The sequence below is a fragment of the Janibacter limosus genome, assembly GCF_004295485.1.
In the GTDB taxonomy this organism is placed as follows: Bacteria; Actinomycetota; Actinomycetes; order Actinomycetales; family Dermatophilaceae; genus Janibacter; species Janibacter limosus_A.
In genome coordinates this window covers 1842248-1864697 of record NZ_CP036164.1, presented here as the reverse complement: position 1 = coordinate 1864697, position 22450 = coordinate 1842248, and the positions used below count along the sequence as shown (strand labels likewise).

Sequence of the window (22450 nt, the reverse complement as noted above, 5' to 3'; positions counted from 1 at the left end):
CTACCCGTGGCAGGATGCCCGGCAGGACCACCACTGCACCTGGAGAGAGGACATCGCATGGGATTCATCTCCGACCGTCTCGGATTCGGCCGCAAGAAGCAGGTCAAGGACACGCGCACCGCCTTGGAGCAGGCCAAGGACCCCAAGAACGAGGGAGCGCTCGCGTCGTCGTCGCTCAAGCTCGTCGAAAACCTGCTGGACACCGGCATCGACGGCCGCGGGCCCTTCGACTCCGCGACCAAGGTCGCGGACACGGCGCGCGCCAAGCACGCCGGTGACGTGGACAAGGCCGTCGACGAGGTCATCGCCGACCACCTCAAGCTGGCGGGCGCGGCCGGCTTCGTCACCAACCTCGGTGGCTTCGCGACGATGATCGTCGCGCTGCCGGCCAATGTGCTCGGCTTCTACGTCCTCGCCACGCGCATGTCGGCGGCCGTCGCCGCCCTGCGCGGTTATGACCTCAAGCAGCCCGAGATCCGGTCCGCGGTGCTGCTCAGCCTCGTCGGTGCCGACGCCCAGGACCTGCTCGCCAAGGCCGGCATGGTCGCGCCCACCGGGCGACTGGCCGGGCTGGCCGCCCAGCGACTGCCCGGTCCCGCCCTCATGGTCGTCAACAAGGCCGTCGGCTTCCGGATCCTCTCCTCGGCCGGCAAGGGCGTCTTCGCCCGCTTCGGCAAGGCCGTCCCCGTCGTCGGCGGTGCCGTGGGCGCCGGGATGGACGTGTGGCTGATGCGCCAGCTCGCGCAGCACGTGCGCTCGGAGTTCCCGCGGGCGATCGCGAGCACACCGGGGGCCTGAGGCCGCTCATCAGGACGCCGCGCGAGTTTTCGCGCTGACACGGGGACGCTGCTGCGGTAGCGTCCCCGTGGTTTGTCCTGACATAGCCCCTGAGAGTGAGTTGTTCCATGTCCTTCGCCGAGCTCGTCGACGCCACCAACGGGGTGGTCTGGTCGATCCCCCTGGTCGGGCTGTGCCTGTTGGCCGGTCTGTACTTCACCGTCCGCACCAGGGCCGTCCAGGTCTCGTTGCCCGACATGATCGCCCAGCTGCGGGACGGGGAGAAGTCGGTGAACGGCACCTCGTCCTTCCAGTCCCTGATGATGTCGCTCGCCAACCGCGTCGGCATGGGCAACATCGGCGGCGTCGCGACGGCCATCGCCTTCGGTGGCGCGGGCGCCGTCTTCTGGATGTGGACGGTCGCGCTGCTCGGTGCCGCCACGTCCTTCGTCGAGTGCACCCTGGGCCAGATCTACAAGGAGCAGGACCCCGACACCGGTGAGTACCGCGGTGGTCCGGCGTACTACTTCGAGAAGGCCTACGCGCACAAGGCGAAGACCTTCTCGCTCGTCTACGCGATCGCCTTCGCCGTCGTCACCGTCTTTGCGATGAGCTTCTTCCTCCCGGGCGTGCAGGCCAACGGCATGGCGTCGGCGATGAACTCCGCGTGGGGTCTGCCCACCTGGGTGACCGCGATCGGCATCGTCATCGCGATGTCCTTCATCGTCGTCGGCGGCGTCAAGCGCATCGCGACCTTCGCCGCCCTCGTCGTGCCCCCGATGGCGATCCTGTACATCCTCGCGTCCTTGGTCGTGTTCTTCCTCAACTTCGATCAGATCGGTCAGGTCTTCGGTGAGATCTTCGCCGGCGCCTTCGGCACCCACGCGGTGTACGGCGCGATCATCGGGCTGGCCATCAAGTGGGGCGTGCAGCGCGGCATCTACTCCAACGAGGCGGGTCAGGGCACCGGTCCGCACCACGCAGCGGCGGCCGAGGTCTCGCACCCGGCCAAGCAGGGCTTCGTGCAGGCCTTCTCGGTGTACATCGACACGCTCTTCGTCTGCACCGCAACGGCCTTCATCATCCTCTCGACCGACATGTACACCGTCTTCAAGAACGAGGAGTTCGGCAGCGCGACGCACTACGTCGGCAAGATCGGGACCGATGTCGAGCCGGGGCCCGGCTTCGTCCAGGCCGGCTTCGACACCCTGGCGCCCGGGCTGGGGTCGAGCTTCGTGGCGCTGGCGCTGGCCTTCTTCGCCTTCACCACGATGATCGCGTACTACTACATGGCCGAGGTCAACCTGTCGTACCTGACCCGCAAGATCAGCAGCGGCGTCGTGCGCCGCGGGATGATCCGCGGTCTCCAGCTGCTCATCCTGTGCTCGGTGGCCTATGGCGCGGTGACCACGGCCGGATCCGCGTGGGGTCTCGGCGACATCGGCGTGGGCACGATGGCCTGGCTGAACATCGTGGGGATCCTCGCCCTGCAGGTCCCGGCACTCAAGGCGCTCAAGGACTACCGAGCGCAGAAGAAGCAGGGCCTCGACCCGCAGTTCGACCCGCGGGACCTCGACATCCAGGGTGCCGACTTCTGGGTGGGCCGGGCCGACGCCCGGGTGACCCACGGGGCGCTCGACGAGAGGGTCTCGCCGCGGGAGTGAGCGCGGCCCCTGCCGAGGGCGGGGAATCCGGGACGGGCGCGCTACGTTGGATCCTGCGGGAGCGCGCCCGGACCGGGAGCGCCCGAGCACCAGGAGATCCCATGGCCACTCGCCGCGTCCGCAACGCCGCCCACCTCGCGTCGGCCGTCCGCACGGCTGCCCGCCCCGGTGGGCCCAGCCTGTGGCAGCGCCTGCGCGCCGTGCCGCGGATGATCCGCGCCGTCCGCTCGGGGGAGTACCCCGGCCTGTCCTCCGGCCGCCTGCTCATGCTGCTCGCCGGAGTCGGCTACATCGTCTCGCCGATCGACGTCGTGCCGGAGGGACTCTTCCTCGTGCTCGGTCTCGTCGACGACGTGATGGTCATGGGGTGGGTCGCGGCCACGCTCGTGCGCGAGACCGAGGACTTCATCGCCTGGGAGCAGGGGATGACAGCGCGTGAGGAGTGGACCCCCTCGGCCGCGGAGCAGCCGCGGCAGTCGTCGGCCCACGGCCCGAGGGAGCAGACCGTCCCGTCGTACGTCGTGCCCGACTGATCCACAGGCCCAGGGCGCCCTCACGGCACGTCCACACCATCGTCCTGGCCCCTGCCGAGCACCTCGGCAGGGGCCAGATTCGATGCATGACAACCTTCGCCAGACCACGCAACCCGCTCGAGCTCGCCGTCCTGCTCCCGTACCAGCTCGGGTACCACCCGGGCCCGTCCGTCGTCCTGGTCGTGATGCAGGAGTCGCGGTTCGGCATGCTGCAGCGCCACGACCTGCCCGACGACCCGCATGACGGGCTCGCCGTCGCCCGCCACGCACTGTCGGTCGCCGTGCGCGAGGGCGCGACGAGCATCATGCTCATCGCCTTCGAGGACGACGCCCGGGAGTCCGCGCCCCTCGTCGAGGCACTCGTGGCCGCCGCCGACGAGGTCGCCGTCGAGGTCGGTCTCCAGCTCGTCGTCAGGGACGGCCACGGTCACCTCACCGGTCAGCGCGGGCCCACGATCGTGCGTCCGCTGCCGCCGCCGGAGGACGTCCCGGCCGTCGCCCCCTTCGTCCACGCGGGGGTCTACCCCCTGCCGAGCCGCGACCACCTGATCAGGGGCGCGCTGCCGGCGCGCGACGAGCACCGGGCCGCAGCCGTGGCCGCGGCCGGGCGCACGTCCGGTGCACCGGACGACAAGGCGGTCACGCAGGTCTGGGGGAGGGTGCTGGATCCGTCCGCCGGCGCGCTCGCCGTGGCCGACCTGACCGACGACGAGCTGCACCTCCTGGCCACGTCGGTGCTCGACGTCGACTGGCGCGACGCGCTCCTGGCCGTCCTGTGCCCCGGCACCATCTCGTGGGCAGCCCTCTCCGCCCCCCACATCACCAGGGCCCGCCACGCCAGCACCCGGTGCGCCTGGACAGAGGGGGTGGACGCGGCCCGCAGTGGGCACCAGGACGACCTGATGGCCGTGCGGCTGCGCCTGGGGGAGCTGACGCGACTCGTGCCCCTGGAGCTGACCCCCTCGCTCCTGACCATCACGGCACTCCTCGCGTGGTGGACCGGTGACGGCACCGTCGCGGGGACCTGCCTGGAGCGCGCGCTCGAGGTCGACCCCGGGCACAGCCTGGCGGACCTGCTGCTCAGCCTGCTGTCCGAGGGAGTGCGTCCGTGGGAGCGGACCGGGCTCGCGGCCGTGCCGGACCCGGCCGCCTGAGACGACCGGGACGGCTGCGCGAGGCCGTCCGCACACCGGACCCGGGCTCGATCGCGGGTCGCTCCTGCGGCTAGCATGGTCGGCAGGTCATGAGCGCCAGCGTCAAGCCCCGGCTCGCTGGCCGGCAACCCTCCTCGCGACGGGGTGCCCCGGGTGATGACCAGGCTGCATCGCAGTGATGTGGCAAGGCGAGCCGGGAGTCATCCTGATGAGTGTTACCACCACACCCCCCACGGGCACCGCGCTGTGGCGCGACGGCGACCCGCCGGGCGACCGCATCTTCCACGCGATCGGTGACCTCACCCTCGAGTCCGGGGACCACCTGCCCGACGTCGTGCTCGCCTACGAGACCTGGGGCGAGCTCAACCCGGCCCGGGACAACGCCATCCTCGTCGAGCACGCCCTCACCGGCGACAGCCACGTCGTCGGCCCCACCGGTCCGGGCCACCCCACGGCCGGATGGTGGCCGGACCTCGTCGGACCCGGCGCCCTGCTCGACACCGACGAGCACTTCGTCGTCGCGGTCAACGTCCTCGGCGGCTGCCAGGGCAGCACGGGTCCCGGCACCCTCGCCGCCGATGGTCGCCCCTGGGGCAGCCGCTTTCCCCGCGTCACCATCCGTGACCAGGTCGCCGCCGAGGCGCGACTGGCCGATGCCCTCGGGATCGACCGGTGGCACACCGTGGTCGGCGGGTCGATGGGGGGCATGCGCACGCTCGAGTGGGTCGCGTCCTTCCCCGACCGGGTGCGCACCGCCGTGGCGCTGGCCTCGAGCGGCTACGCGACGGCAGAGCAGATCGCCTGGAGCCAGGCCCAGATCCTCGCGATCCAGAACGACCCGTGGTTCGCCGGTGGCGACTACTACGACAACGCGCAGGGCCCCGAGGTCGGGCTCGGGATCGCGCGGCGCATCGCGCACGTCACCTACCGCAGCGAGCTCGAGCTGCACGAGCGCTTCGGCCGCGACGCGCAGGACGAGGCGCCGGGGGAGAGCGGCCGGCCGCGCTACACGATCGAGAGCTACATGGACCACCACGGCAGCAAGCTCGCCGGACGCTTCGACGCCAACTCCTACATCGTGCTGTCCGAGGCGATGAACTCCCACGACATCGGTCGAGGACGCGGCGGGCTGTCCGCGGCACTGGCCCCCTTCGCCGGTCGTCTGGTACTCGTCCCCGTCGACTCCGACCGGCTCTACCCGCCGCGGTTGTCGCGGGAGGTGGCGCTGGCGCACCCCGAGTCCGAGCTCGCGACGATCAGCTCGATCGTCGGGCACGACGGCTTCCTCACCGAGACCGATCAGGTGGCCACGCTCCTGCGCGAGGTCGTCTCGGGCGCAAGCGCGCACGACACGACGAGCACGGAGTGAGACAGGTCACGCCGGCGCGGTGTAGCGTCTGGCGCAGGTCCATCCGCACCAGTAGATCTGCCGAGGAGCAACGATGACGATCGTCGTGGGATACGTGTCCACCAAGGAAGGCGAGGCCGCGCTCGAGCGAGCCTTCGAGGAGTGCCGCCTGCGCAAGGACAACCTCGTCGTCATCCACTCCGACCGAGGGGGCACCAGCCTGAGCGGCGACAGCGCCCGCAAGAACGAAGATGACCTCAAGCAGGTGCGCAGCCGTCTCGAGGAGGCGGGCGTCGAGGGCGAGGTCCGCGGACTCGTCCGCGGCAAGGAGCCGGCAGAGGACCTCATCGTGGTCGCCGAGGAGACCGACGCCAGCCTGATCATCATCGGTCTGCGCAAGCGGACGCCGGTGGGCAAGCTGATCCTGGGCTCCAACGCGCAGCGGGTGCTGCTCGACGCACCCTGCGACGTGCTCGCCGTCAAGGCGCGCTGATCTCCCGATCGACCACCAGCGGGCGCCCTTCGGGGCGCCCGCTGCGGCGTTCGGGGCAGACTCGTTTTATAATGGTGCTGAGCCCAACGCACAACGTCCGGGCGAGTCGGGTCGATGAGGCTCTCACGCCAACCTCATCGATCACCCGGCGACATCCCCCGTGACGAAAGGTTGTTGGTGACTGCTGTGTCCCCACGGTCCGAAGGGGCGCAGGGCTCCCTTCCCAAGGAGTTCTCGCACCCATCGCTCCAGGAGCTGGTCCGAGTGGGCCACACGACCGGATCCATCACCAGCGATCAGCTGCAGACCGCCTTCGGCGAGGCGCAGGTCAGCCCCAGCCGCGGACGCATCGTCCTGCGGGCGCTCGACGACCAGGGAATCGAGGTTCAGGTGCCAGAGACAACAGGCAAGAAGGCCACGGCCAAGAAGGCCCCCGCCAAGAAGGCGGCCGTGAAGAAGGCAGCCGTGAAGAAGGCGGCGGTGACGACGACCAAGAAGGCCGCCGCCGCGCCCGCGAAGAAGGCTGCGACCAAGAAGACGGCCGCGACCACGTCTGCCGCTGCTGCCGCCGCCGCGCCCGCCGCCAAGAAGGCTGCCGTCAAGAAGACGGCCGCCAAGAAGGCCGCCGCGAAGAAGGCTGCGGCCAACCCGACGACGACCACGGCCGAGGAGCCGGCACCCGGTGAGGACGATGTCCTGCACGAGGAGCCCAAGGCCAAGGAGAAGCCGGAGGAGCAGGACGAGAAGGCCGGCTTCACCATCAGCAACGATGACGAGGACGACGCGCCTGTGCAGCAGGTCGTCACCGCCGGTGCCACCGCTGACCCGGTCAAGGACTACCTGAAGCAGATCGGCAAGGTCGCTCTCCTCAACGCCGAGCAGGAGGTCGAGCTGGCCAAGCGCATCGAGGCCGGCCTCTTCGCCGAGGAAAAGCTGTCCTCGGGCGAGAAGATCGACATGAAGTTCAAGCGCGAGCTGTGGTGGATCTCCCAGGACGGCAAGAACGCCAAGAACCACCTGCTCGAGGCCAACCTGCGCCTCGTCGTGTCGCTCGCCAAGCGCTACACGGGTCGCGGCATGCTCTTCCTCGACCTCATCCAGGAGGGCAACCTCGGTCTGATCCGTGCGGTCGAGAAGTTCGACTACACCAAGGGCTACAAGTTCTCGACCTACGCGACCTGGTGGATCCGGCAGGCCATCACCCGCGCCATGGCCGACCAGGCCCGCACCATCCGCATCCCGGTGCACATGGTCGAGGTCATCAACAAGCTCGCCCGCGTCCAGCGACAGATGCTCCAGGACTTGGGTCGCGAGCCCACCCCGGAGGAGCTGGCCAAGGAGCTGGACATGACGCCCGAGAAGGTCGTCGAGGTCCAGAAGTACGGTCGCGAGCCGATCTCGCTGCACACCCCGCTCGGCGAGGACGGTGACTCCGAGTTCGGTGACCTCATCGAGGACTCCGAGGCGGTCGTCCCGGCCGACGCGGTGAGCTTCACGCTCCTGCAGGAGCAGCTGCACTCGGTCCTCGACACGCTCAGCGAGCGTGAGGCCGGTGTGGTGTCGATGCGCTTCGGCCTGACCGACGGCCAGCCCAAGACGCTCGACGAGATCGGCAAGGTCTACGGCGTGACGCGTGAGCGCATCCGTCAGATCGAGTCCAAGACGATGAGCAAGCTGCGTCACCCGAGCCGCTCGCAGGTCCTGCGCGACTACCTCGACTGAGGTCGCACACAGTTCGAAGGGAGGCGCTCACTTTTGTGGTGGGCGCCTCCCTTCGTCGTCATGGCGCCGGGTGGAGCTGGACGCGCGGACGAATCGTGGGCGGGTCTACTTCCGACCGGGGAGGCGGTCCAGCACTGCGCGTCCCCATGACCGCCAGACGTCGACGCCGTCGCGCGGCCACAGGATCGATCGCAGCTGGGCCGAGCGCTGCCGGCTGGAGCGGACCCGGCCCACGAGCGCGTCGACCTCGTGGGAGACGTCGGGGAGGTCCTGGCCGGGCGCGGCGTAGCGGGCCCGCTCCAGGGTCGCGACGACGTGGTCGAGCTGCTCCTGCAGGGGCTCCTCGAGGTGCATCCGGTGGCCGATCCAGCGTCCGGCCTGCCGTGGGGTGGCCCCCACGGGCGTCCTGACGCCGAGATCGTCGAGCTGGGTGACCAGCTCGCGCCACTCGCGCTCGACGCGCTCCGCGGAGTCGCGGGCGGTGCGCCGCTCCCTTCGTCGGGCGAGCCATCCGGTGAGCGGCAGGATCGCGAGCACCGCCAGCAGGCCGGCGAGGCCGAGGAGCCACCAGACCCAGCGAGGGGTGCCGGTGTCCGCGGTGGCGGCGGGGTCGGCGACAGCGGTCTCGTCGGTCGGCGAGGTGGACGTGCTCGAGGAGCTCGTCGGCTCGCTCGTGCTCGACGTGGTGTCGGTGCTGGTGGCGTCGTCGACGTCGATCGAGTACCCGGGCACGCTGGCCGCCCGCTGGCCCGGAGTCGGCTCGAAGCGCGTCCACCCCACGCCTTCGAAGTACAGCTCAGGCCAGGTGTGGGCGTCGCTGGCGCGCACGATCCGGTCGCGGCCGTTGGTGCTCGAGCCGGGGAGGAAGCCGACGGCCACCCGGGCCGGGATCCCGCGGGCGCGGGCGAGCAGCGTCATGGTGGCCGCGAACTGCTGGCAGTAGCCGACCTTGGTCTGCAGGAAGTGGACGATCGGGTCGCGACCCTCGGGCCTCTCGGGCAGCTCGAGGTTGTAGGTGAAGTCGGGGCCACGCAGGTATTTTTGGATGGCCTGGGCGACCTCGATCGGGGTGGCGTCGATCCCGGCCAGGGACTCGGCCACGCGGGAGACCTCGACGACGGATCCGCTGTCGAGGCTCAGGTAGGCATCCCGGTAGGCGGCGGCGTCGACGACCGTGTCGGGGTCCAGCGAGTCACGCGGGGTGAAGTCCTCGTCCTGCGGGTCCAGCTCGACGAAGGAGGCCGAGTAGGTCCCGGGGGTGCGCTGGACCTGCGCGGTCCCGTCGGCGCCCAGCGACCACGGGATGCCGCCCAGGTCGGCCGACCGGGTCAACCACGGCAGGGGCAGCTGCGGGGCGGCGATGCCGTTGTCCTCGACGACGATGGTGCGCAGGTCGCGACCGATCGAGTCCGGCACCGTGGCCACCGGGTCCGTGGGGGTGAATCCCTCCTGGGGCTCCTGCGCGCGGGAGCGCATCCGGCCCATCCCTCCGTCGAAGTCCTCGACGACGGCGACCCGCAGCGGCCCCGGCGTCGGGTCGTCGGTGGTGTAGCGCAGCACGGGTGTCTGGCTGGGGGACTCGAGGCTGCGTCGCAGGTCGAGCTCGGTGGACAGCCGCAGACCGGCCGCGCCTCCTGCCCCGCCCCCGCCTCGGCCGAGGCCGTCGAGGACGTATCGCGTCGGCAGGTGCGGCACGAAGGTCGCGACCGCCACGGCCACCACGACCGCGAAGGCACCCACCCGGGCCGCCTGCCAGCGGTGCGATCGTGAGGCGACCTCGTCGCCGTCGCCCTCAGCCATGAGGGGGATGGACGTCGCCCACCCGCGCAGGTCCGTGTCGGACTGGTGGGCCACCATCGCCAGCCACAGCGCGGCGGCGACGACGAACCACAGTCCGTGCAGCGAGCCCGCGGAGTTGGCGGCGGACACGAGGAAGAGCGAGAGAAGGGGGAGACCCGCCACGGCGGGCGTGGCGGCGGTGACGCTCGACAGGTCCACGGCCAGAGCGACGACGACGACGATGATGACGAGGGCGACGACGATGCCCGGCGTGGCTGGCGCGGGAGCCGCGTAGGTCGTGATCGTGTCCTGGGCCTGCTCGAGATGGGCGGCGAGCGTCGTGATGGTCCGAGGCGTCGGCAGCACGAGCAGACGGGTGGTCTCGCCCAGCTGGGTGACCAGCAGGTAGCCGGCGCCCACGAGTGCCTGCCCCAGGATGATCAGCCCGGCCCGCTGGGTCAGCGCGCGCAGGACCATGCCCGAGGCGGCGACCACGACCACCCCGAGGACGGACGGGACGAGCCACGGGGAGGTCTCGAAGAGGCCCCGCATCGGGAGCATGACGACGACGGTCGCGGCGGCGGCGAGGAGCCCGGCGACGATCCTGGGGTCGTGCCTCATCGCAGCACCCCCACCCCGACGGTCGTCCGGGCCCAGATCTGGGCGAGGTCGGCGCCGGGCCGCACGACCTCGGCCCGCCACCCGCCGCTGGTGAGCCGCTGGACCGTCGCGTCGGCGGGACCCGGTGCGCTGCCTCGGTCGGTGAACCCGCCATGGTCGATGACCATCGCGATCCCGCGACGGTTGCTGGCGGTGAAGAGGGCCGCGACCTCGTCGTCGAGCGCGCCGAGCACCCCGACGACCATGCCGCCGCCGTGCTGGGTGAACTCGTCGAGGGCCTCCGACAGCCCGCGCGGCGAGGTCGTCCCGCTCGGTTGCACACCGGCCAGGTCGTCGAGGGCGTGGTCCAGGCCCTCGACGGGCACGACGCCCCCGGCCTCGTCGGACGCGCGGCACAGGTGGACCTGGAAGCCCTCACCGAGCAGCAGCGTGACCACGGAGGCCACGGCCGTCACCGACCACTCGAAGGAGCCGCCGTCGCCGGTCCCGGCGTGCGCCGAGGCCCGGTCGTCGAGCAGGACCAGGGCGCGGCGGCGGGTGGGCTGCTCGTCCTGGCGCACCATCATCTGGCCGGTCCGTGCCGTCGAGCGCCAGTGGACGCGACGCAGGTCGTCGCCGACCCGGTACTCACGCACCCCGACGTCCTCCTCGCCCTGGAGGGCGACCCGCGGTGAGGTGGAGGTGTCGCCGCCGCCGCTCGCGGGGACGCCGCGCACCGGGCCGAGGGGGAGGACCCGTGGCAGGACGACGAGTACGGTCTCGCCCGGCAGGGCGACCGCGCGGGTGGCCAGACCGAAGGGGTCGTTGACCCGGATCGTCAACGGTCCGATGCGGTGGCGTCCGCGCACGTGCGACCGCACCCGGTAGGTCACCCGGCGGCTCTCGTCGTGATCGAGCTTGGGGATGAGCAGGTGCGGCCGGTCGCCGAGGGCGAAGGCCAGACCCTCCTCGCCGCGCAGGAGAGGTGTGCGCAGGCGGCTGGAGTTGTGGACCCGGACCGTGACGTCGGCGTGGGCGTCGGCCGTCACCCGGAGCGGCGCGACGGTCCGGGAGACCTCCAGGTCGAGGTCGCGTCGGGCGAGCATCGCCGCGAGCGCCGGCAGGAGGAGCAGCAGGACACCGATCTTGGTCAGGTCGGGCAGGCCCAGGACGAGTCCGGCCACGGTGACGCAGGCCCCGGCACCGAGGAAGAGACGTCCTCGCGTCGTCACCGGGATCTCCTCATCTCGCAGCCGGGACCCGGGTGCGGCGCACGAGCTCGGTGACGATCTCCAAGGGCTCGCGACGGGCCAGCTGGGCCTCGCTGCTCAGCAGCAACCGGTGGGCGAGCACGACGGGGGCGATGGCCTGCACGTCGTCGGGCAGGACGTGGTCGCGCCCGGCCAGGGCGGCGCGGGAGCGGCTGGCCCTCAGCAGGTGCAGGGTCGCTCGCGGGGAGGCTCCCAGCCGGATGAGGGAGCTCGTGCGCGTCATCGCCGCGATGTCGACGATGTACTGCCGCACGGCGGGTGAGGCGTGGACGGTGCGCACGGCGTGGCTGAGGTGGCCGATGCCGGCCGCGTCGGTGACCGGGCGCAGCCGGTCGATCGGGGAGCTCGCCCCGTGGTGGTCGAGCATCGCGACCTCGGCGGCGGCCGTCGGGTAGCCCATCGACAGGCGGGCCATGAAGCGGTCGCGCTGGGCCTCGGGCAGGGGATAGGTGCCCTCCATCTCCACGGGGTTCTGCGTCGCCATGATCATGAAGGGGTGGGGCAGCTCGTAGGTGTGGCCGTCGACCGTCACCTGCGACTCCTCCATGCACTCCAGGAGCGCCGACTGCGCCTTGGGCGAGGCGCGGTTGATCTCGTCGCCGACGACCACGTTGGCGAAGACCGCACCGGGACGGAACTCGAAGTCGTGCCGCTCCTGGTTGTAGATGCTCACCCCGGTGATGTCGCTCGGCAGCAGGTCGGGCGTGAACTGCACCCGGCGCACCGACAGGTCGATGCTGCGCGCGAGGGTCTTGGCGAGCATCGTCTTGCCGACGCCGGGGACGTCCTCGATGAGGAGGTGACCCTCCGCCAACAAGGCGGTGATGGCCGTCAGCACGACATCGGGTTTGCCCTCGATGACGGAGTTCATCGCGTCGGCGAGCGCACCCCCGACACGCACGACGTCCTCGAGGTCCGCGCTGGTCGATGGCGTCGCCGAGGGCGCGCTCTCCCTGCTGAGGGTCACCAGGTCTCCGATCCGGACGAGCTCGCCGCCCCACTTCGCTCCGCTGTCCCCCCGACCCTAAGGGGCGCGACGCGCCGCGCCGCCGAAAAGGCGGTCACCACCCGGTCACGGTGGCGCACGGACCGGGGGAGCACCCCCCTTCGTCCGGATTGGCGGTGAATCTGCCCCACTTTGCACCACCCCTGATTTATCAGGGAAAACTCAGCAAGTTTTTGCGTTCTGACCCCTCTCTGGGGTGTGCTTGAGGGCAGTAGTGGAGTAAAGTGGTGGAACAAGGAAGAGCAGGGAGCCATGAGGGTCGACACGAAGGGGAGGTGGGCGCGATGTTTCTCGGTACCCACACCCCGAAGCTCGACGACAAGGGCCGCCTCTTCCTCCCCGCCAAGTTCCGCGACAAGCTCGCCGGCGGTCTGGTCATGACCCGCGGCCAGGAGCGTTGCCTCTACGTCTTCCCGATGGAGGAGTTCGTCAAGGTCACGCAGAAGTTCCAGGAGGCCCCCACCTCCAGCAAGGCCGCACGTGACTACATGCGCGTCTTCCTCTCCGGCGCCAGCGACGAGATCCCCGACAAGCAGGGGCGGGTCACCGTGCCCGCCGCGCTGCGCCAGTACGCCGGCCTCGACCGTGACTGCACGGTCATCGGCACCGGCTCGCGGGTCGAGGTCTGGGACACCACCGCGTGGAACGACTACCTCGCCAGCACCGAGCAGGCCTTCGCCGACCAGTCCGAGGAGGTGATCCCCGGACTCATGTGAGGCAGCTGCCATCCGGCCTCCAGCCGTGACGGCGCCGACCCGACTTCCCCCGGGCCGGATCGTCCCGGATGGGGACCAGGTGGCAGCTGCAGGACTGACCGGAGATCACCCCCACCACGCACCACCACCACGAACCACCACCACCGAGCCGAGACGAAGGGAGTGCCCGTGGACGACGCAGACGCCCGACCCGACGAGGGTCGCGACGCCGCCTCCCGGCACGTCCCCGTCATGCTCACCGAGGTCCTCGACCTGCTCGCGCCCGCGCTCTCCACGCCGGGCGCGATCCATGTCGACGGCACCCTCGGCATGGGCGGCCACGCCGAAGCCGCCCTCGAGGCCGACCCGCAGGTGCGCCTCATCGGTATCGACCGCGACCCGCAGGCGCTGCGCCTCGCGGGGGAGCGGCTCGCCCGATTCGGCGAGCGGGTGACGCTCGTGCACGCGGTCAACGACGAGATCGGCTCGGTGCTCGACGATCTCGGCATCGAGACCGTGACCTCCGCCTTCTTCGACCTCGGGGTCTCCTCGCTGCAGCTCGACGAGACCGAGCGCGGCTTCGCCTACGCCCACGACGCACCGCTGGACATGCGGATGGACCCCACGACCGGGATGACCGCCGCCGAGGTGCTCAACACCTACGACGGCCGCGAGCTCGCCCGGATCCTGTCCCAGTACGGCGAGGAGCGGTTTGCGCAGAAGATCGCCCGCGCGATCGTCCGCGAGCGGGAAGAGGCTCCCTTCGACCGGTCGGCTCGGCTCGTGGAGCTGCTGCGCGCGACCATCCCGATGGCCTCCCAGCGCGGCGGTGGCCACCCGGCCAAGCGGACCTTCCAGGCCCTGCGCATCGAGGTCAACCAGGAGCTCGCCGGCTGGGCCCGGGCGATCCCCGTGGCCCTGGACCGGATCGCCGTCGGAGGTCGCATCGCGGTCCTGTCCTTCCACTCCCTCGAGGACCGGATCACCAAGCGCGCCCTCGCCGCCGGTGCTGTGTCCACCTCCCCGGTCGACCTGCCGGTCGAGCTGCCCGAGCACGCGCCGCGGCTGCGCCTGCTCAGCCGCAGGGCACTGACCCCCAGCGAGGCAGAGCTCGCGACCAACCCCCGCTCCGCCTCGGTCCACCTGCGTGGGGCCGAGCGCATCCGTCCACCCCGTCGCACGAGAGGCGCCTGACAGATGAGCCAGTCGACCGTCGCCACCACCGTCGCGCGTCGCGCGCCCGCCAGCCGGCAGCGCGCCTCGTTGCAGGTGGTCACCCCCACCGACCGCGCCAGCTCGGTGTGGTTCCCCGTCGTCTGCGTGGCCCTGCTCCTCGCCGGCCTGGCAGCCGTCCTCGGCTTCAACACGTCGATGGCACAGGACTCCTTCAAGGTCTCGGCGCTCGAGTCGCGCTCGGCGACCCTGGCCGACAACGAGGACGCGCTCGCCCAGTCGATCAACTCCAAGGCCGCACCCCAGCGTCTGGCCGTCCGCGCCGACGAGCTCGGGATGGTGCCGGCGAGCAGCGCCGCCTTCATCGACATCGACAAGGACAAGGTCCTCGGCGTGGCGGAGGTGTCCAAGGCGTCGGACGGATTTAACGTGGGAGGAGCCGCGACGAGCACCGCGGACGAGCCCAGCGCATCAGCCAAGGCCAAGGCCGACAAGGCCAAGGCCGACAAGGCCAAGAGCCCGACCAAGAGCAAGGCCGACAAGGCCAAGAGCCCGACCAAGAGCAAGGCCGCGAAGAAGAACTCTTCGGCAAAGAACTGATCGTCACCGACCGCCACGCCACTGACCGCCACGACGCCGACCACGAAGGGGCCGTACGTTGAGCAAGCGCCGACCTGAGCGCCCCCGGGGCACCGGCCGCCCCGCGCCTGGACAGCGGCCCGTCAAGAAGGCAGCGGCGAAGCGGCCGACGGCGAAGAAGGCGGCACCCGCCAAGAAGGCAGTGCCCACCGCCAAGAAGGCCACATCGGCCCGTCGGCCCGCTGCCCGCCCCACCGCACGGCGGCCCGCTGCACGTCCCGCGGCCCGGCGCCCGGCCACTCGTCCGGCCGCCGTCGGCAACCCGCGCGCCCGCATGCGCGGCCTGATGGTCGTCTCGCTCATCGTCCTCAGCCTCTTCGCGGCCCAGCTCGTGCGCATCCAGGGCTTCGACTCCCAGGCCGTGGCGGCGGACGCCCTGGCCCAGCGCACCCAGACCGAGGCGATCCCGGCGCACCGCGGCACGATCTACGACGCCAACGGCACCGTGCTCGCCCAGAGCCAGGAGCGACGCACCGTCGTCATCGACCAGACGGCGGTGCCCGAGTACGAGAAGAAGGTCGCCGGGACCCACACCAAGGTCGGCGTCGAGGGCGCAGCCAAGGACCTGGCCGAGGTCCTCGGCGAGTCGGCCCGCGAGCTGGAGCCGAAGCTCACCGGGACGCAGCGCTACCGCATCGTCGCCAAGAACATCTCGCCGCTCACCTGGCGCCGGATCAACGCCCTCGGCATCCCCGGTGTCTACTCCGAGCGCAGCTCGCAGCGCACCTACCCGCAGTCGACGACCGTGGCCTCCCTCGTGGGCTTCGTCCAGCCCCAGGACCAGACCGCCGGCGGTGGTCTGGAGCTGCAGTTCGACGACATCCTCAAGGGCACGCCGGGCAAGGCCACCTACGAGATCGCCCAGGACGGCTCGCGGCTGCCCAATGCCTCCGACGACGTCAGCTCGGCGACCGCCGGCAAGGACATGCGCCTGACGATCGACAACGACATCCAGTGGTACGCACAAAATGCCCTGGCCAACCAGGTCACCAAGACGCAGGCACTGTCCGGCACGATCGTCGTGCAGCGGGTCGACACGGGTGAGCTCGTGGCCCTCGCGTCCTACCCGACCTTCGACCCAAACAACCTCGGCGACGGCAAGGGCGTCTACTCCAACCTCGCCTTCAGCGACGTCTTCGAGCCCGGCTCGACGTCGAAGATCATGACGGTCGCGGCAGGCCTCGAGGAGGGAAACATCACCCCACGCACGCCGATGATCCTCCCGGACTCCATGGAGCGCGGCAACCGGGTCCTGAAGGACTCGCACCCCCACCCCGACCAGTACCGCACCGTCGCCGGCGCCCTCGCCGAGTCGAGCAACACCGGGGCGATGCTCATCGGCGAGACGATGACTCCCAAGACCATGGAGGAGTACCTGCGCCGCTTCGGGCTCGGGAGCACCAGCGGCTCCGGGTTCCCCGGTGAGTCCGCCGGGTTGCTGCCCAGGTCCGAGACGTGGAGCGGCTCCCAGCGCGCGACCATCACCTACGGGCAGGGCGTCTCGACGACGGCGGTGCAGGTGACCAATGTCTTCCAGGCGATCGCCAACGGCGGGGTCCGGATCAGCCCGACCTTCGTCAAGGAGGTCGGCGACGGGCAGGGCGGCTGGGACCCTGCCCCGGCCGGTACGCGTACCCAGGCCGTCTCCAAGAAGTCCGCCGACCAGGTCGCCCGCATGCTCGAGGGCGTCGTGTCCGACGAGGGGACCGCCCCCGAGGCGAAGATCGAGGGCTACCGCGTCGCGGGCAAGACCGGCACGGCCGACCGCTACGACCCCAAGGCCGGTGGCTACTCCGGCAAGACGGCCAGCTTCATCGGCTTCGCCCCGGCGGACGACCCGCAGCTGGTCGTCTCGGTGATCCTGCAGCGTCCGATCAAGGGCTACTACGGCGGCACCGTCGCGGCGCCGGTCTTCAAGGACGTCATGACCTACGCCCTGCAGAAGGAGAAGGTCCCGCCGACGCCGCAGGACGAGAAGGCTCCCAAGGTCAAGACCAAGCTGCCGGGGCGTCCCGCTGCCGACACCCCTGGTCTGCTCTTGGACCGTGGTTCTCCGAGCGCCGGGTAGGCTCGGCCGCCGTGCCTTTCCCTCGCCCCGAGCGGGCCCTCCCTCTGACCCTGCGCACCGTCACCGACCTCGTCGGCGCCGGTGCCCGGCTGACCCACGGTGACCCCGAGACCGTCGTCACCGGCGTCTCGCTCGACACCGCCACCCTGCGCCCGGGCGACCTGTGGGCGGCCCTTCCGGGTGCGCGCGCCCACGGCGCAGACTTCGCGGACCTGGCCCTCGAGGCCGGTGCGGTGGCCGTGCTGACCGACGCCGACGGGGTCTCCCGGCTGACGGCGAAGGGGGTCGAGCTGCCCGTCGTCGAGTGCGAGACCCCGCGCGAGGTCCTCGGCCGGGTGGCCGCGGCCCTCTACGACAGCGGCGACCAACGGCCCACGATGTTTGGCATCACCGGGACCAACGGCAAGACGACGACCGCCTACCTCATGGTCTCGGCGCTCGAGGCGCTGGGCCACACGACCGGGCTCATCGGCACGATCGAGACGCGCATCGGCGACGAGCGGATCCGCTCGGTGCGCACGACCCCGGAGACGACCGACCTGCACGCGCTGCTGGCCACGATGGGGGAGCGGGGCATCGACGACTGCGTCATGGAGGTCTCGAGCCACGCGCTGAGTCTCCACCGGGTCGACGAGGTCGTCTACGACGTGGCCCTCTTCGCCAACCTCAGCCAGGACCACCTCGACTTCCACGGCACCATGGAGGACTACTTCCTGGCCAAGGCCAGCCTCTTCACGCCCGAGCGCTCCCGCCGCGCCGTCGTCTGCGTCGACGACGAGTGGGGGCAGCGGTTGGCGCAGGAGGCCACGGTGCCGGTCACCACGGTCACCTCCCGGCTGGACGTCGAGGCCGACTGGATCATCGGCGGCGACCCCCGCGAGGCCCAGCTGAGCCTGACGGGCGCCGACCACGTCCTCCACCTCGAGTCGGCCCTCCCGGGCGACTTCAACCGCGTCAACACCGCGATGGCCGCCGTCGCCCTCGTCGAGGCAGGGATCTCGCCGGAGCAGGTCGCCGAGGCCGTCCTCACCCGCCCCCAGGTCCCCGGCCGGATGGAGGTCGTGCTCCCGAGCGACCCCGACCGCGAGGACCTGCCGAGAGCGATCGTCGACTTCGCCCACACCCCCGACGCGGTGGGTGCCGCGCTGGCCGCGCTGCGTCCGCAGACCAACGGCGTGCTCGTCGTCGTCCTCGGTGCCGGCGGCAGCCGCGACCCCGGCAAGCGACCGGGCATGGGTGCCTCGGCCGCGGCCCACGCCGATGTCGTCATCGTCACCGACGACAACCCGCGCGAGGAGGACCCCGCTGCCATCCGTGACGCCGTCGCGGAGGGTGTGTGGCCCCGGTCCCGCGCGAGGCTCGAGGTCATCGAGGGCCGGGTGAGCGCCATCGAGCGCGCGGTCGAGATCGCCCACGAGTCCGGCCCCGGCGCGACCGTCGCGGTCCTGGGCAAGGGCCACGAGCAAGGACAAGAGGTCCGCGGGCAGATCCGCGACCACGACGACCGGGCGGTCCTGCGGGCCGCCCTCGACCGCCGGAGCATCAGCGGATGATCCCCATGACCTTGGGCAGCCTGGCCGCCATCACCGGCGGGCGCCTCCACGGCTGCAGCCCGGCGGAGGCAGCGGCGATCACCATCGACGGCCCCGTCGTCACCGACTCGCGTGAGGCCGGCCCCGGCAGCCTCTACGTCGCCCGGATCGGCGAGAGCGCCGACGGGCACGACTTCGTCCCCGGCGCGGCGCAGCTGGGAGCCGTCGCGGCCCTCACCACCCGCCCCGTCGACGCCCTGCCGTGCGTGGTCGTCGACGACGAGCAGGTGGGCTTCGTCGCCCTCGCCCGGCACCTCGTCGACTCGCGCCCCGACCTGACGGTCATCGGCATCACCGGGTCCTCGGGCAAGACGAGCACCAAGGACCTCCTGGGGTCCGTCCTGTCGACCGCCGGCGAGACCGTCGCCCCCGTGGGGTCCTACAACTCCGAGGTCGGTGTCCCGCTCACCGTCTGCCGGATCACCCCCACGACCGCACACCTCGTCGTCGAGATGGGGGCACGCGGCATCGGCCACGTCGACTACCTCGCCCGCATCGCGCCGCCGCGCATCGGCGTCGTCCTCAACGTCGGCCACGCGCACGTCGGCGAGTTCGGCTCCGTCGGGGCCATCGCCGAGGCGAAGGGAGAGCTGCCCGCCTCCCTTCCCGCCGACGGGGTGGCGGTGCTCAACGCCGACGACCCGCTCGTCGCCGCGATGGCGCAGCGGACCGCGGCCACCGTCGTGCTCGTCGGTGAGTCCGAGTCGGCGCAGGTGCGTGCCGTCGACGTGACCCTCGACGAGCTGGGCGCTCCCTCCTTCACGGTGCAGGCCCCCTTCGGCAGCGCCCGCGTGCAGCTCTCGCTCGTCGGTCGCCACCACGTGGGCAACGCGCTGTCCGTCATCGCCGCGGCGCACGCCGCCGGGATGACGCTCGACCAGGTCGTCGCCGCCCTCGCCGACGCCCGGCCGATGAGCCGCTGGCGGATGGAGGTCACCCGCCGCGACGACGGCGTCGTCATCGTCAACGACGCGTACAACGCCAACCCCGACTCGATGTCGGCCGCCCTGCGCAGCGTGGCGGGGATGGCCACGACCGGACGCCGGTGGGCCGTGCTCGGCGCCATGCTCGAGCTGGGGGAGGACTCGGCCCGGCTGCACGCTGCGGTGGGGCGCGAGGCCGCGCAGCTCGGCTTCGACGAGATCCTCGTCGTCGGCGAGTCGGCGGCACCGATCGCCACCGGCGCGGGGGAGACTGGGGCCGGCGACGTCCACGTCCGGGTCGTCCCCGACGCCGAGGCGGCAGAGGCCGTCCTGGCGACCGAGCTCGCCACGCCGGACATCGCCGTGTTCAAGTCGAGCCGTGATGCCGGACTACGGTGGCTCGGAGATCGCATCGTCGACAGGGAGGCCCGCTCGTGAAGGCAGTCGTCATCGCGTCCGTCGTCTCTCTCGTCCTGGCGTTGCTCGGGACACCGATGTTCATCAAGTACCTCGTCAAGCAGGGGTACGGACAGTTCATCCGTGACGATGGACCCACCTCGCACCACACCAAGCGGGGTACGCCCACCATGGGTGGCGCCGTCATCATCCTCGCCACGGTGCTGGCCTACACGCTCGCGCACCTGGTGCTGTGGCAACCCCCGACCGTGAGCGGTCTGCTCGTCCTCTTCCTCATGGTGGGCATGGGGGCCGTCGGGTTCGCCGACGACTTCATCAAGATCAGTCGCCAGCGCAGCCTGGGTCTGAAGTCGGGTCAAAAGCTCATGGGGCAGGCCGCGGTGGGCATCGTCTTCGCCGTGCTCGCCCTCCAGTTCCCCAACGACGCCCTGCGTCGCCCGGCGTCGACACACATCTCCTTCGTGCGGGACACGGCGATCGACCTGGCCTTCGCCGGGCCGGTCATCGGGATGATCCTCTTCATCCTCTGGGCCAACCTGATGATCGCCGGGACGTCCAACGGGGTCAACCTCACCGATGGTCTCGACGGCCTGGCCACCGGCTCCTCGGTCATGGTCTTCGCTGCGTACGTCGTCATCTCGATCTGGCAGTTCAACCAGAACTGCCAGACCAACCCGGGGATCAACTGCTACGACGTGCGAGATCCCCTCGATCTCGCGGTCGTCGCGGCCGCGGGCACCGGCGCCTGCTTCGGCTTCCTCTGGTGGAATGCCTCGCCGGCCAAGATCTTCATGGGTGACACCGGGTCGCTCGCCCTCGGTGGTGCCCTCGCCGGGCTCGCGATCCTCTCGCGCACCGAGCTGCTCATCGTCATCCTCGGCGGTCTCTTCGTCACGATCACGGCCTCGGTCATCATCCAGGTCGCCTCCTTCAAGACCACGGGCAAGCGGGTCTTCCGGATGGCCCCCCTCCAGCACCACTTCGAGCTGCTCGGGTGGGCCGAGGTCACGATCGTCATCCGCTTCTGGATCATCGCCGGACTCTTCGTCGGCGCCGGGCTGGCGCTCTTCTACGGCGAATGGGTCGTGGGAGCACCGTGAGCGGTGCCCACCCGCGCGGAGCACGGCTGGCCGGTCTGACCAGCAGCGAGGCCGACTGGAGTGGCCTGCGCGTCGTCGTGACGGGGCTCGGGGTGAGCGGCTACGCCGCCGCGGACGCCCTCCTCCAGTACGGGGCCGACGTGCACGTCGTCGATGCCAAGACGCCCGAGGCCGGCACGTCCATGGCGCAGCGGGCCCAGATCCTCGAGGTCCTCGACGCGCACCTGCACCTCGGCGACGGGGCCGAGAGCGCGCTGCCCGTCCCCGCGGACGAGATCGACCTCGTCGTCACCTCGCCCGGCTGGCCCCCGCACCAGCCCCTGCTGGCCGCAGCCGCCGAGGCCGGCATCCCGATCTGGGGCGATGTCGAGCTCGCCTGGCGGTTGCGCCCGAGCGAAGGGGGAGCCCCCTGGCTCCTCGTCACCGGCACCAACGGCAAGACGACCACCGTGCAGATGCTCACCTCGATCCTGCGCGCCGCGGGGCTGCGCGCCGCGAGCGGCGGCAATGTCGGCACCCCGGTCCTCGACCTGGTCCAGCACCCGGACCCCTACGACGTCATCGCCGTCGAGCTGAGCAGCTTCCAGCTGCACTGGAGCGACTCCCTTCGTCCCCAGGCGGCCGCCTGCCTCAACATCGCGCCCGACCACATCGACTGGCACGGCTCCTTCGAGGAGTACGCCGCGGCCAAGGGCAAGGTCTACGCCAACACCGAGATCGCCTGCGTCTACAACGAGCAGGACCCGGCCACCCGCCGCCTCGTCGAGGAGGCCGATGTCATCGAGGGCTGCCGCGCCGTCAGCTTCACCCTCGGCAGCCCCGGCCCGTCGATGCTCGGCCTGGTCGACGACGTGCTCGCCGACCGAGCCTTCGTGGAGGACCGGGCCGCGACCGCGGCCGAGCTCGGCACGCTCGCTGACCTGCAGGGCGACGCGCCGAGCGTCCCGCCGCACCTCGTCGCCAATGCCCTCGCCGCTGCGGCCCTCGCGCGTGCGCACGGCGTCCCGCCCGTCGCCGTGCGCGACGGACTGCGGGCCTGGCGGCCCGAGCCGCACCGCATCGCCCACGTCGCCACTCACGGCGAGGTGCACTGGGTCGATGACTCCAAGGCGACCAACCCCCACGCCGCGCAGGCCAGCCTGACCGCCTACGAGCACGTCGTGTGGGTCGCCGGTGGACTGCTCAAGGGGGCCGATGTCGACGAGCTCGTCGCAGCCGCCGCGGGACGACTGCGAGCTGCCGTCCTCATCGGGCGCGACCGGGAGCGGATCGCGGCCGCCTTGGCACGACACGCGCCCGAGGTCCCGGTGATCGACGTCGAGGCAACGGACACTGGTGCGATGGATCTCGTCGTCCGCCACGCGGGTGAGCTCGCGCGGCCGGGTGACGTGGTGTTGCTCGCCCCGGCAGCAGCATCCATGGACATGTTCGACAACTACGGGGCGCGCGGCGATGCCTTCGCTGCCGCGGTGGATCGATACCTGCAGGAGGGGTGA

18 protein-coding genes and 1 riboswitch are annotated in these 22450 nt (G+C 71.2%); of the genes, 15 read left to right on the top strand and 3 right to left on the bottom strand.

Annotation, left to right across the window (positions count from 1 at the left end):
- Positions 1–57: 57 nt before the first annotated feature.
- The 7 genes from EXU32_RS08925 (at position 58) to EXU32_RS08895 (ending at position 7691) form a co-directional block, all read left to right on the top strand.
- The gene (locus tag EXU32_RS08925) at positions 58–798 is read left to right on the top strand and encodes an EcsC family protein (RefSeq protein WP_130629582.1); all 741 of its coding nucleotides are present in this window, start codon (positions 58–60) and stop codon (positions 796–798) included.
- A gap of 107 nt (positions 799–905) precedes the next feature.
- Positions 906–2441 (top strand): alanine/glycine:cation symporter family protein, encoded by a 1536-nt coding sequence (locus EXU32_RS08920; protein WP_130629581.1) that lies wholly within the window; start codon positions 906–908, stop codon positions 2439–2441.
- Between the two features lie 101 nt (positions 2442–2542).
- On the top strand, positions 2543–2974 hold the full coding sequence (locus EXU32_RS08915) for a YkvA family protein (protein ID WP_130629580.1): 432 nt from the start codon (positions 2543–2545) through the stop codon (positions 2972–2974).
- Positions 2975–3060: 86 nt separating this feature from the next.
- Positions 3061–4128, top strand: coding sequence for a DUF4192 family protein (locus EXU32_RS08910; protein WP_130629579.1), 1068 nt, complete (start codon positions 3061–3063; stop codon positions 4126–4128).
- A gap of 85 nt (positions 4129–4213) precedes the next feature.
- A riboswitch (SAM riboswitch) is annotated at positions 4214–4323 on the top strand.
- Between the two features lie 13 nt (positions 4324–4336).
- On the top strand, positions 4337–5497 hold the full coding sequence (gene metX / locus EXU32_RS08905; protein WP_130629578.1) for a homoserine O-acetyltransferase MetX: 1161 nt from the start codon (positions 4337–4339) through the stop codon (positions 5495–5497).
- 73 nt (positions 5498–5570) lie between these two features.
- Positions 5571–5969, top strand: coding sequence for a universal stress protein (locus tag EXU32_RS08900; RefSeq protein ID WP_130629577.1), 399 nt, complete (start codon positions 5571–5573; stop codon positions 5967–5969).
- Positions 5970–6146: 177 nt separating this feature from the next.
- Positions 6147–7691: an RNA polymerase sigma factor gene (locus EXU32_RS08895; protein ID WP_130629576.1), complete on the top strand. Its 1545-nt coding sequence runs from the start codon at positions 6147–6149 to the stop codon at positions 7689–7691.
- Positions 7692–7796: 105 nt separating this feature from the next.
- On the opposite strand, the gene EXU32_RS08890 is transcribed toward EXU32_RS08895, so the two are convergent.
- The 3 genes from EXU32_RS08890 to EXU32_RS08880 are packed head-to-tail and all read right to left on the bottom strand — an operon-like array spanning position 7797 to position 12308.
- Positions 7797–10091, bottom strand: a complete 2295-nt coding sequence (locus tag EXU32_RS08890; protein ID WP_130629575.1) for a transglutaminaseTgpA domain-containing protein — start codon at positions 10089–10091, stop codon at positions 7797–7799.
- The gene (locus tag EXU32_RS08885; RefSeq protein ID WP_130629574.1) at positions 10088–11302 is read right to left on the bottom strand and encodes a DUF58 domain-containing protein; all 1215 of its coding nucleotides are present in this window, start codon (positions 11300–11302) and stop codon (positions 10088–10090) included. The genes EXU32_RS08890 and EXU32_RS08885 overlap by 4 nt, the downstream gene beginning before the upstream one ends.
- 10 nt (positions 11303–11312) lie before the next feature.
- Complete coding sequence (locus EXU32_RS08880; RefSeq protein ID WP_130629573.1) at positions 11313–12308, bottom strand: AAA family ATPase; 996 nt, start codon at positions 12306–12308, stop codon at positions 11313–11315.
- Between the two features lie 323 nt (positions 12309–12631).
- Here EXU32_RS08880 and mraZ point away from each other — a divergent pair, with 323 nt between their 5' ends.
- From mraZ to murD, 8 genes are all read left to right on the top strand, one after another.
- A complete protein-coding gene (gene mraZ, locus EXU32_RS08875; RefSeq protein WP_055991904.1) occupies positions 12632–13063 on the top strand; it encodes a division/cell wall cluster transcriptional repressor MraZ in 432 nt (143 codons plus the stop codon).
- Between the two features lie 231 nt (positions 13064–13294).
- Entirely contained in the window at positions 13295–14236 is a 942-nt protein-coding gene (gene rsmH, locus EXU32_RS08870; protein WP_130631127.1) for a 16S rRNA (cytosine(1402)-N(4))-methyltransferase RsmH, read from the top strand.
- A 3-nt stretch (positions 14237–14239) separates the two neighbouring features.
- Positions 14240–14815, top strand: a complete 576-nt coding sequence (locus tag EXU32_RS08865) for a hypothetical protein (RefSeq protein WP_130629572.1) — start codon at positions 14240–14242, stop codon at positions 14813–14815.
- 58 nt (positions 14816–14873) lie between these two features.
- A complete protein-coding gene (locus tag EXU32_RS08860) occupies positions 14874–16922 on the top strand; it encodes a peptidoglycan D,D-transpeptidase FtsI family protein (protein WP_242612738.1) in 2049 nt (682 codons plus the stop codon).
- An 11-nt stretch (positions 16923–16933) separates the two neighbouring features.
- Positions 16934–18475, top strand: a complete 1542-nt coding sequence (locus EXU32_RS08855) for a UDP-N-acetylmuramoyl-L-alanyl-D-glutamate--2,6-diaminopimelate ligase (RefSeq protein WP_130629571.1) — start codon at positions 16934–16936, stop codon at positions 18473–18475.
- On the top strand, positions 18472–19875 hold the full coding sequence (locus EXU32_RS08850) for a UDP-N-acetylmuramoyl-tripeptide--D-alanyl-D-alanine ligase (RefSeq protein WP_165399627.1): 1404 nt from the start codon (positions 18472–18474) through the stop codon (positions 19873–19875). The genes EXU32_RS08855 and EXU32_RS08850 overlap by 4 nt, the downstream gene beginning before the upstream one ends.
- Positions 19872–20954 carry a phospho-N-acetylmuramoyl-pentapeptide-transferase gene (gene mraY / locus EXU32_RS08845; protein ID WP_130629570.1) on the top strand — a complete coding sequence of 361 codons (1083 nt, stop codon included), beginning with the start codon at positions 19872–19874 and terminating at the stop codon, positions 20952–20954. Before EXU32_RS08850 ends, mraY begins: the two co-directional genes overlap by 4 nt.
- A complete protein-coding gene (murD, locus tag EXU32_RS08840) occupies positions 20933–22450 on the top strand; it encodes a UDP-N-acetylmuramoyl-L-alanine--D-glutamate ligase (RefSeq protein ID WP_130629569.1) in 1518 nt (505 codons plus the stop codon). Before mraY ends, murD begins: the two co-directional genes overlap by 22 nt.

Excerpts from the sequence above, each read along its gene's own strand:
- EXU32_RS08915 (WP_130629580.1), top strand. The coding sequence starts at position 2,543 with ATGGCCACTCGCCGCGTCCGCAACGCCGCCCACCTCGCGTCGGCCGTC.
- EXU32_RS08910 (WP_130629579.1), top strand. The coding sequence starts at position 3,061 with ATGACAACCTTCGCCAGACCACGCAACCCGCTCGAGCTCGCCGTCCTG.
- EXU32_RS08920 (WP_130629581.1), top strand. The coding sequence starts at position 906 with ATGTCCTTCGCCGAGCTCGTCGACGCCACCAACGGGGTGGTCTGGTCG.
- EXU32_RS08890 (WP_130629575.1), bottom strand. The coding sequence starts at position 10,091 with ATGAGGCACGACCCCAGGATCGTCGCCGGGCTCCTCGCCGCCGCCGCG.
- EXU32_RS08900 (WP_130629577.1), top strand. The coding sequence starts at position 5,571 with ATGACGATCGTCGTGGGATACGTGTCCACCAAGGAAGGCGAGGCCGCG.
- EXU32_RS08925 (WP_130629582.1), top strand. The coding sequence starts at position 58 with ATGGGATTCATCTCCGACCGTCTCGGATTCGGCCGCAAGAAGCAGGTC.
- metX (WP_130629578.1), top strand. The coding sequence starts at position 4,337 with ATGAGTGTTACCACCACACCCCCCACGGGCACCGCGCTGTGGCGCGAC.
- EXU32_RS08865 (WP_130629572.1), top strand. The coding sequence starts at position 14,240 with ATGAGCCAGTCGACCGTCGCCACCACCGTCGCGCGTCGCGCGCCCGCC.
- murD (WP_130629569.1), top strand. The coding sequence starts at position 20,933 with ATGGGTCGTGGGAGCACCGTGAGCGGTGCCCACCCGCGCGGAGCACGG.
- rsmH (WP_130631127.1), top strand. The coding sequence starts at position 13,295 with ATGCTCACCGAGGTCCTCGACCTGCTCGCGCCCGCGCTCTCCACGCCG.
- EXU32_RS08850 (WP_165399627.1), top strand. The coding sequence starts at position 18,472 with ATGATCCCCATGACCTTGGGCAGCCTGGCCGCCATCACCGGCGGGCGC.
- mraZ (WP_055991904.1), top strand. The coding sequence starts at position 12,632 with ATGTTTCTCGGTACCCACACCCCGAAGCTCGACGACAAGGGCCGCCTC.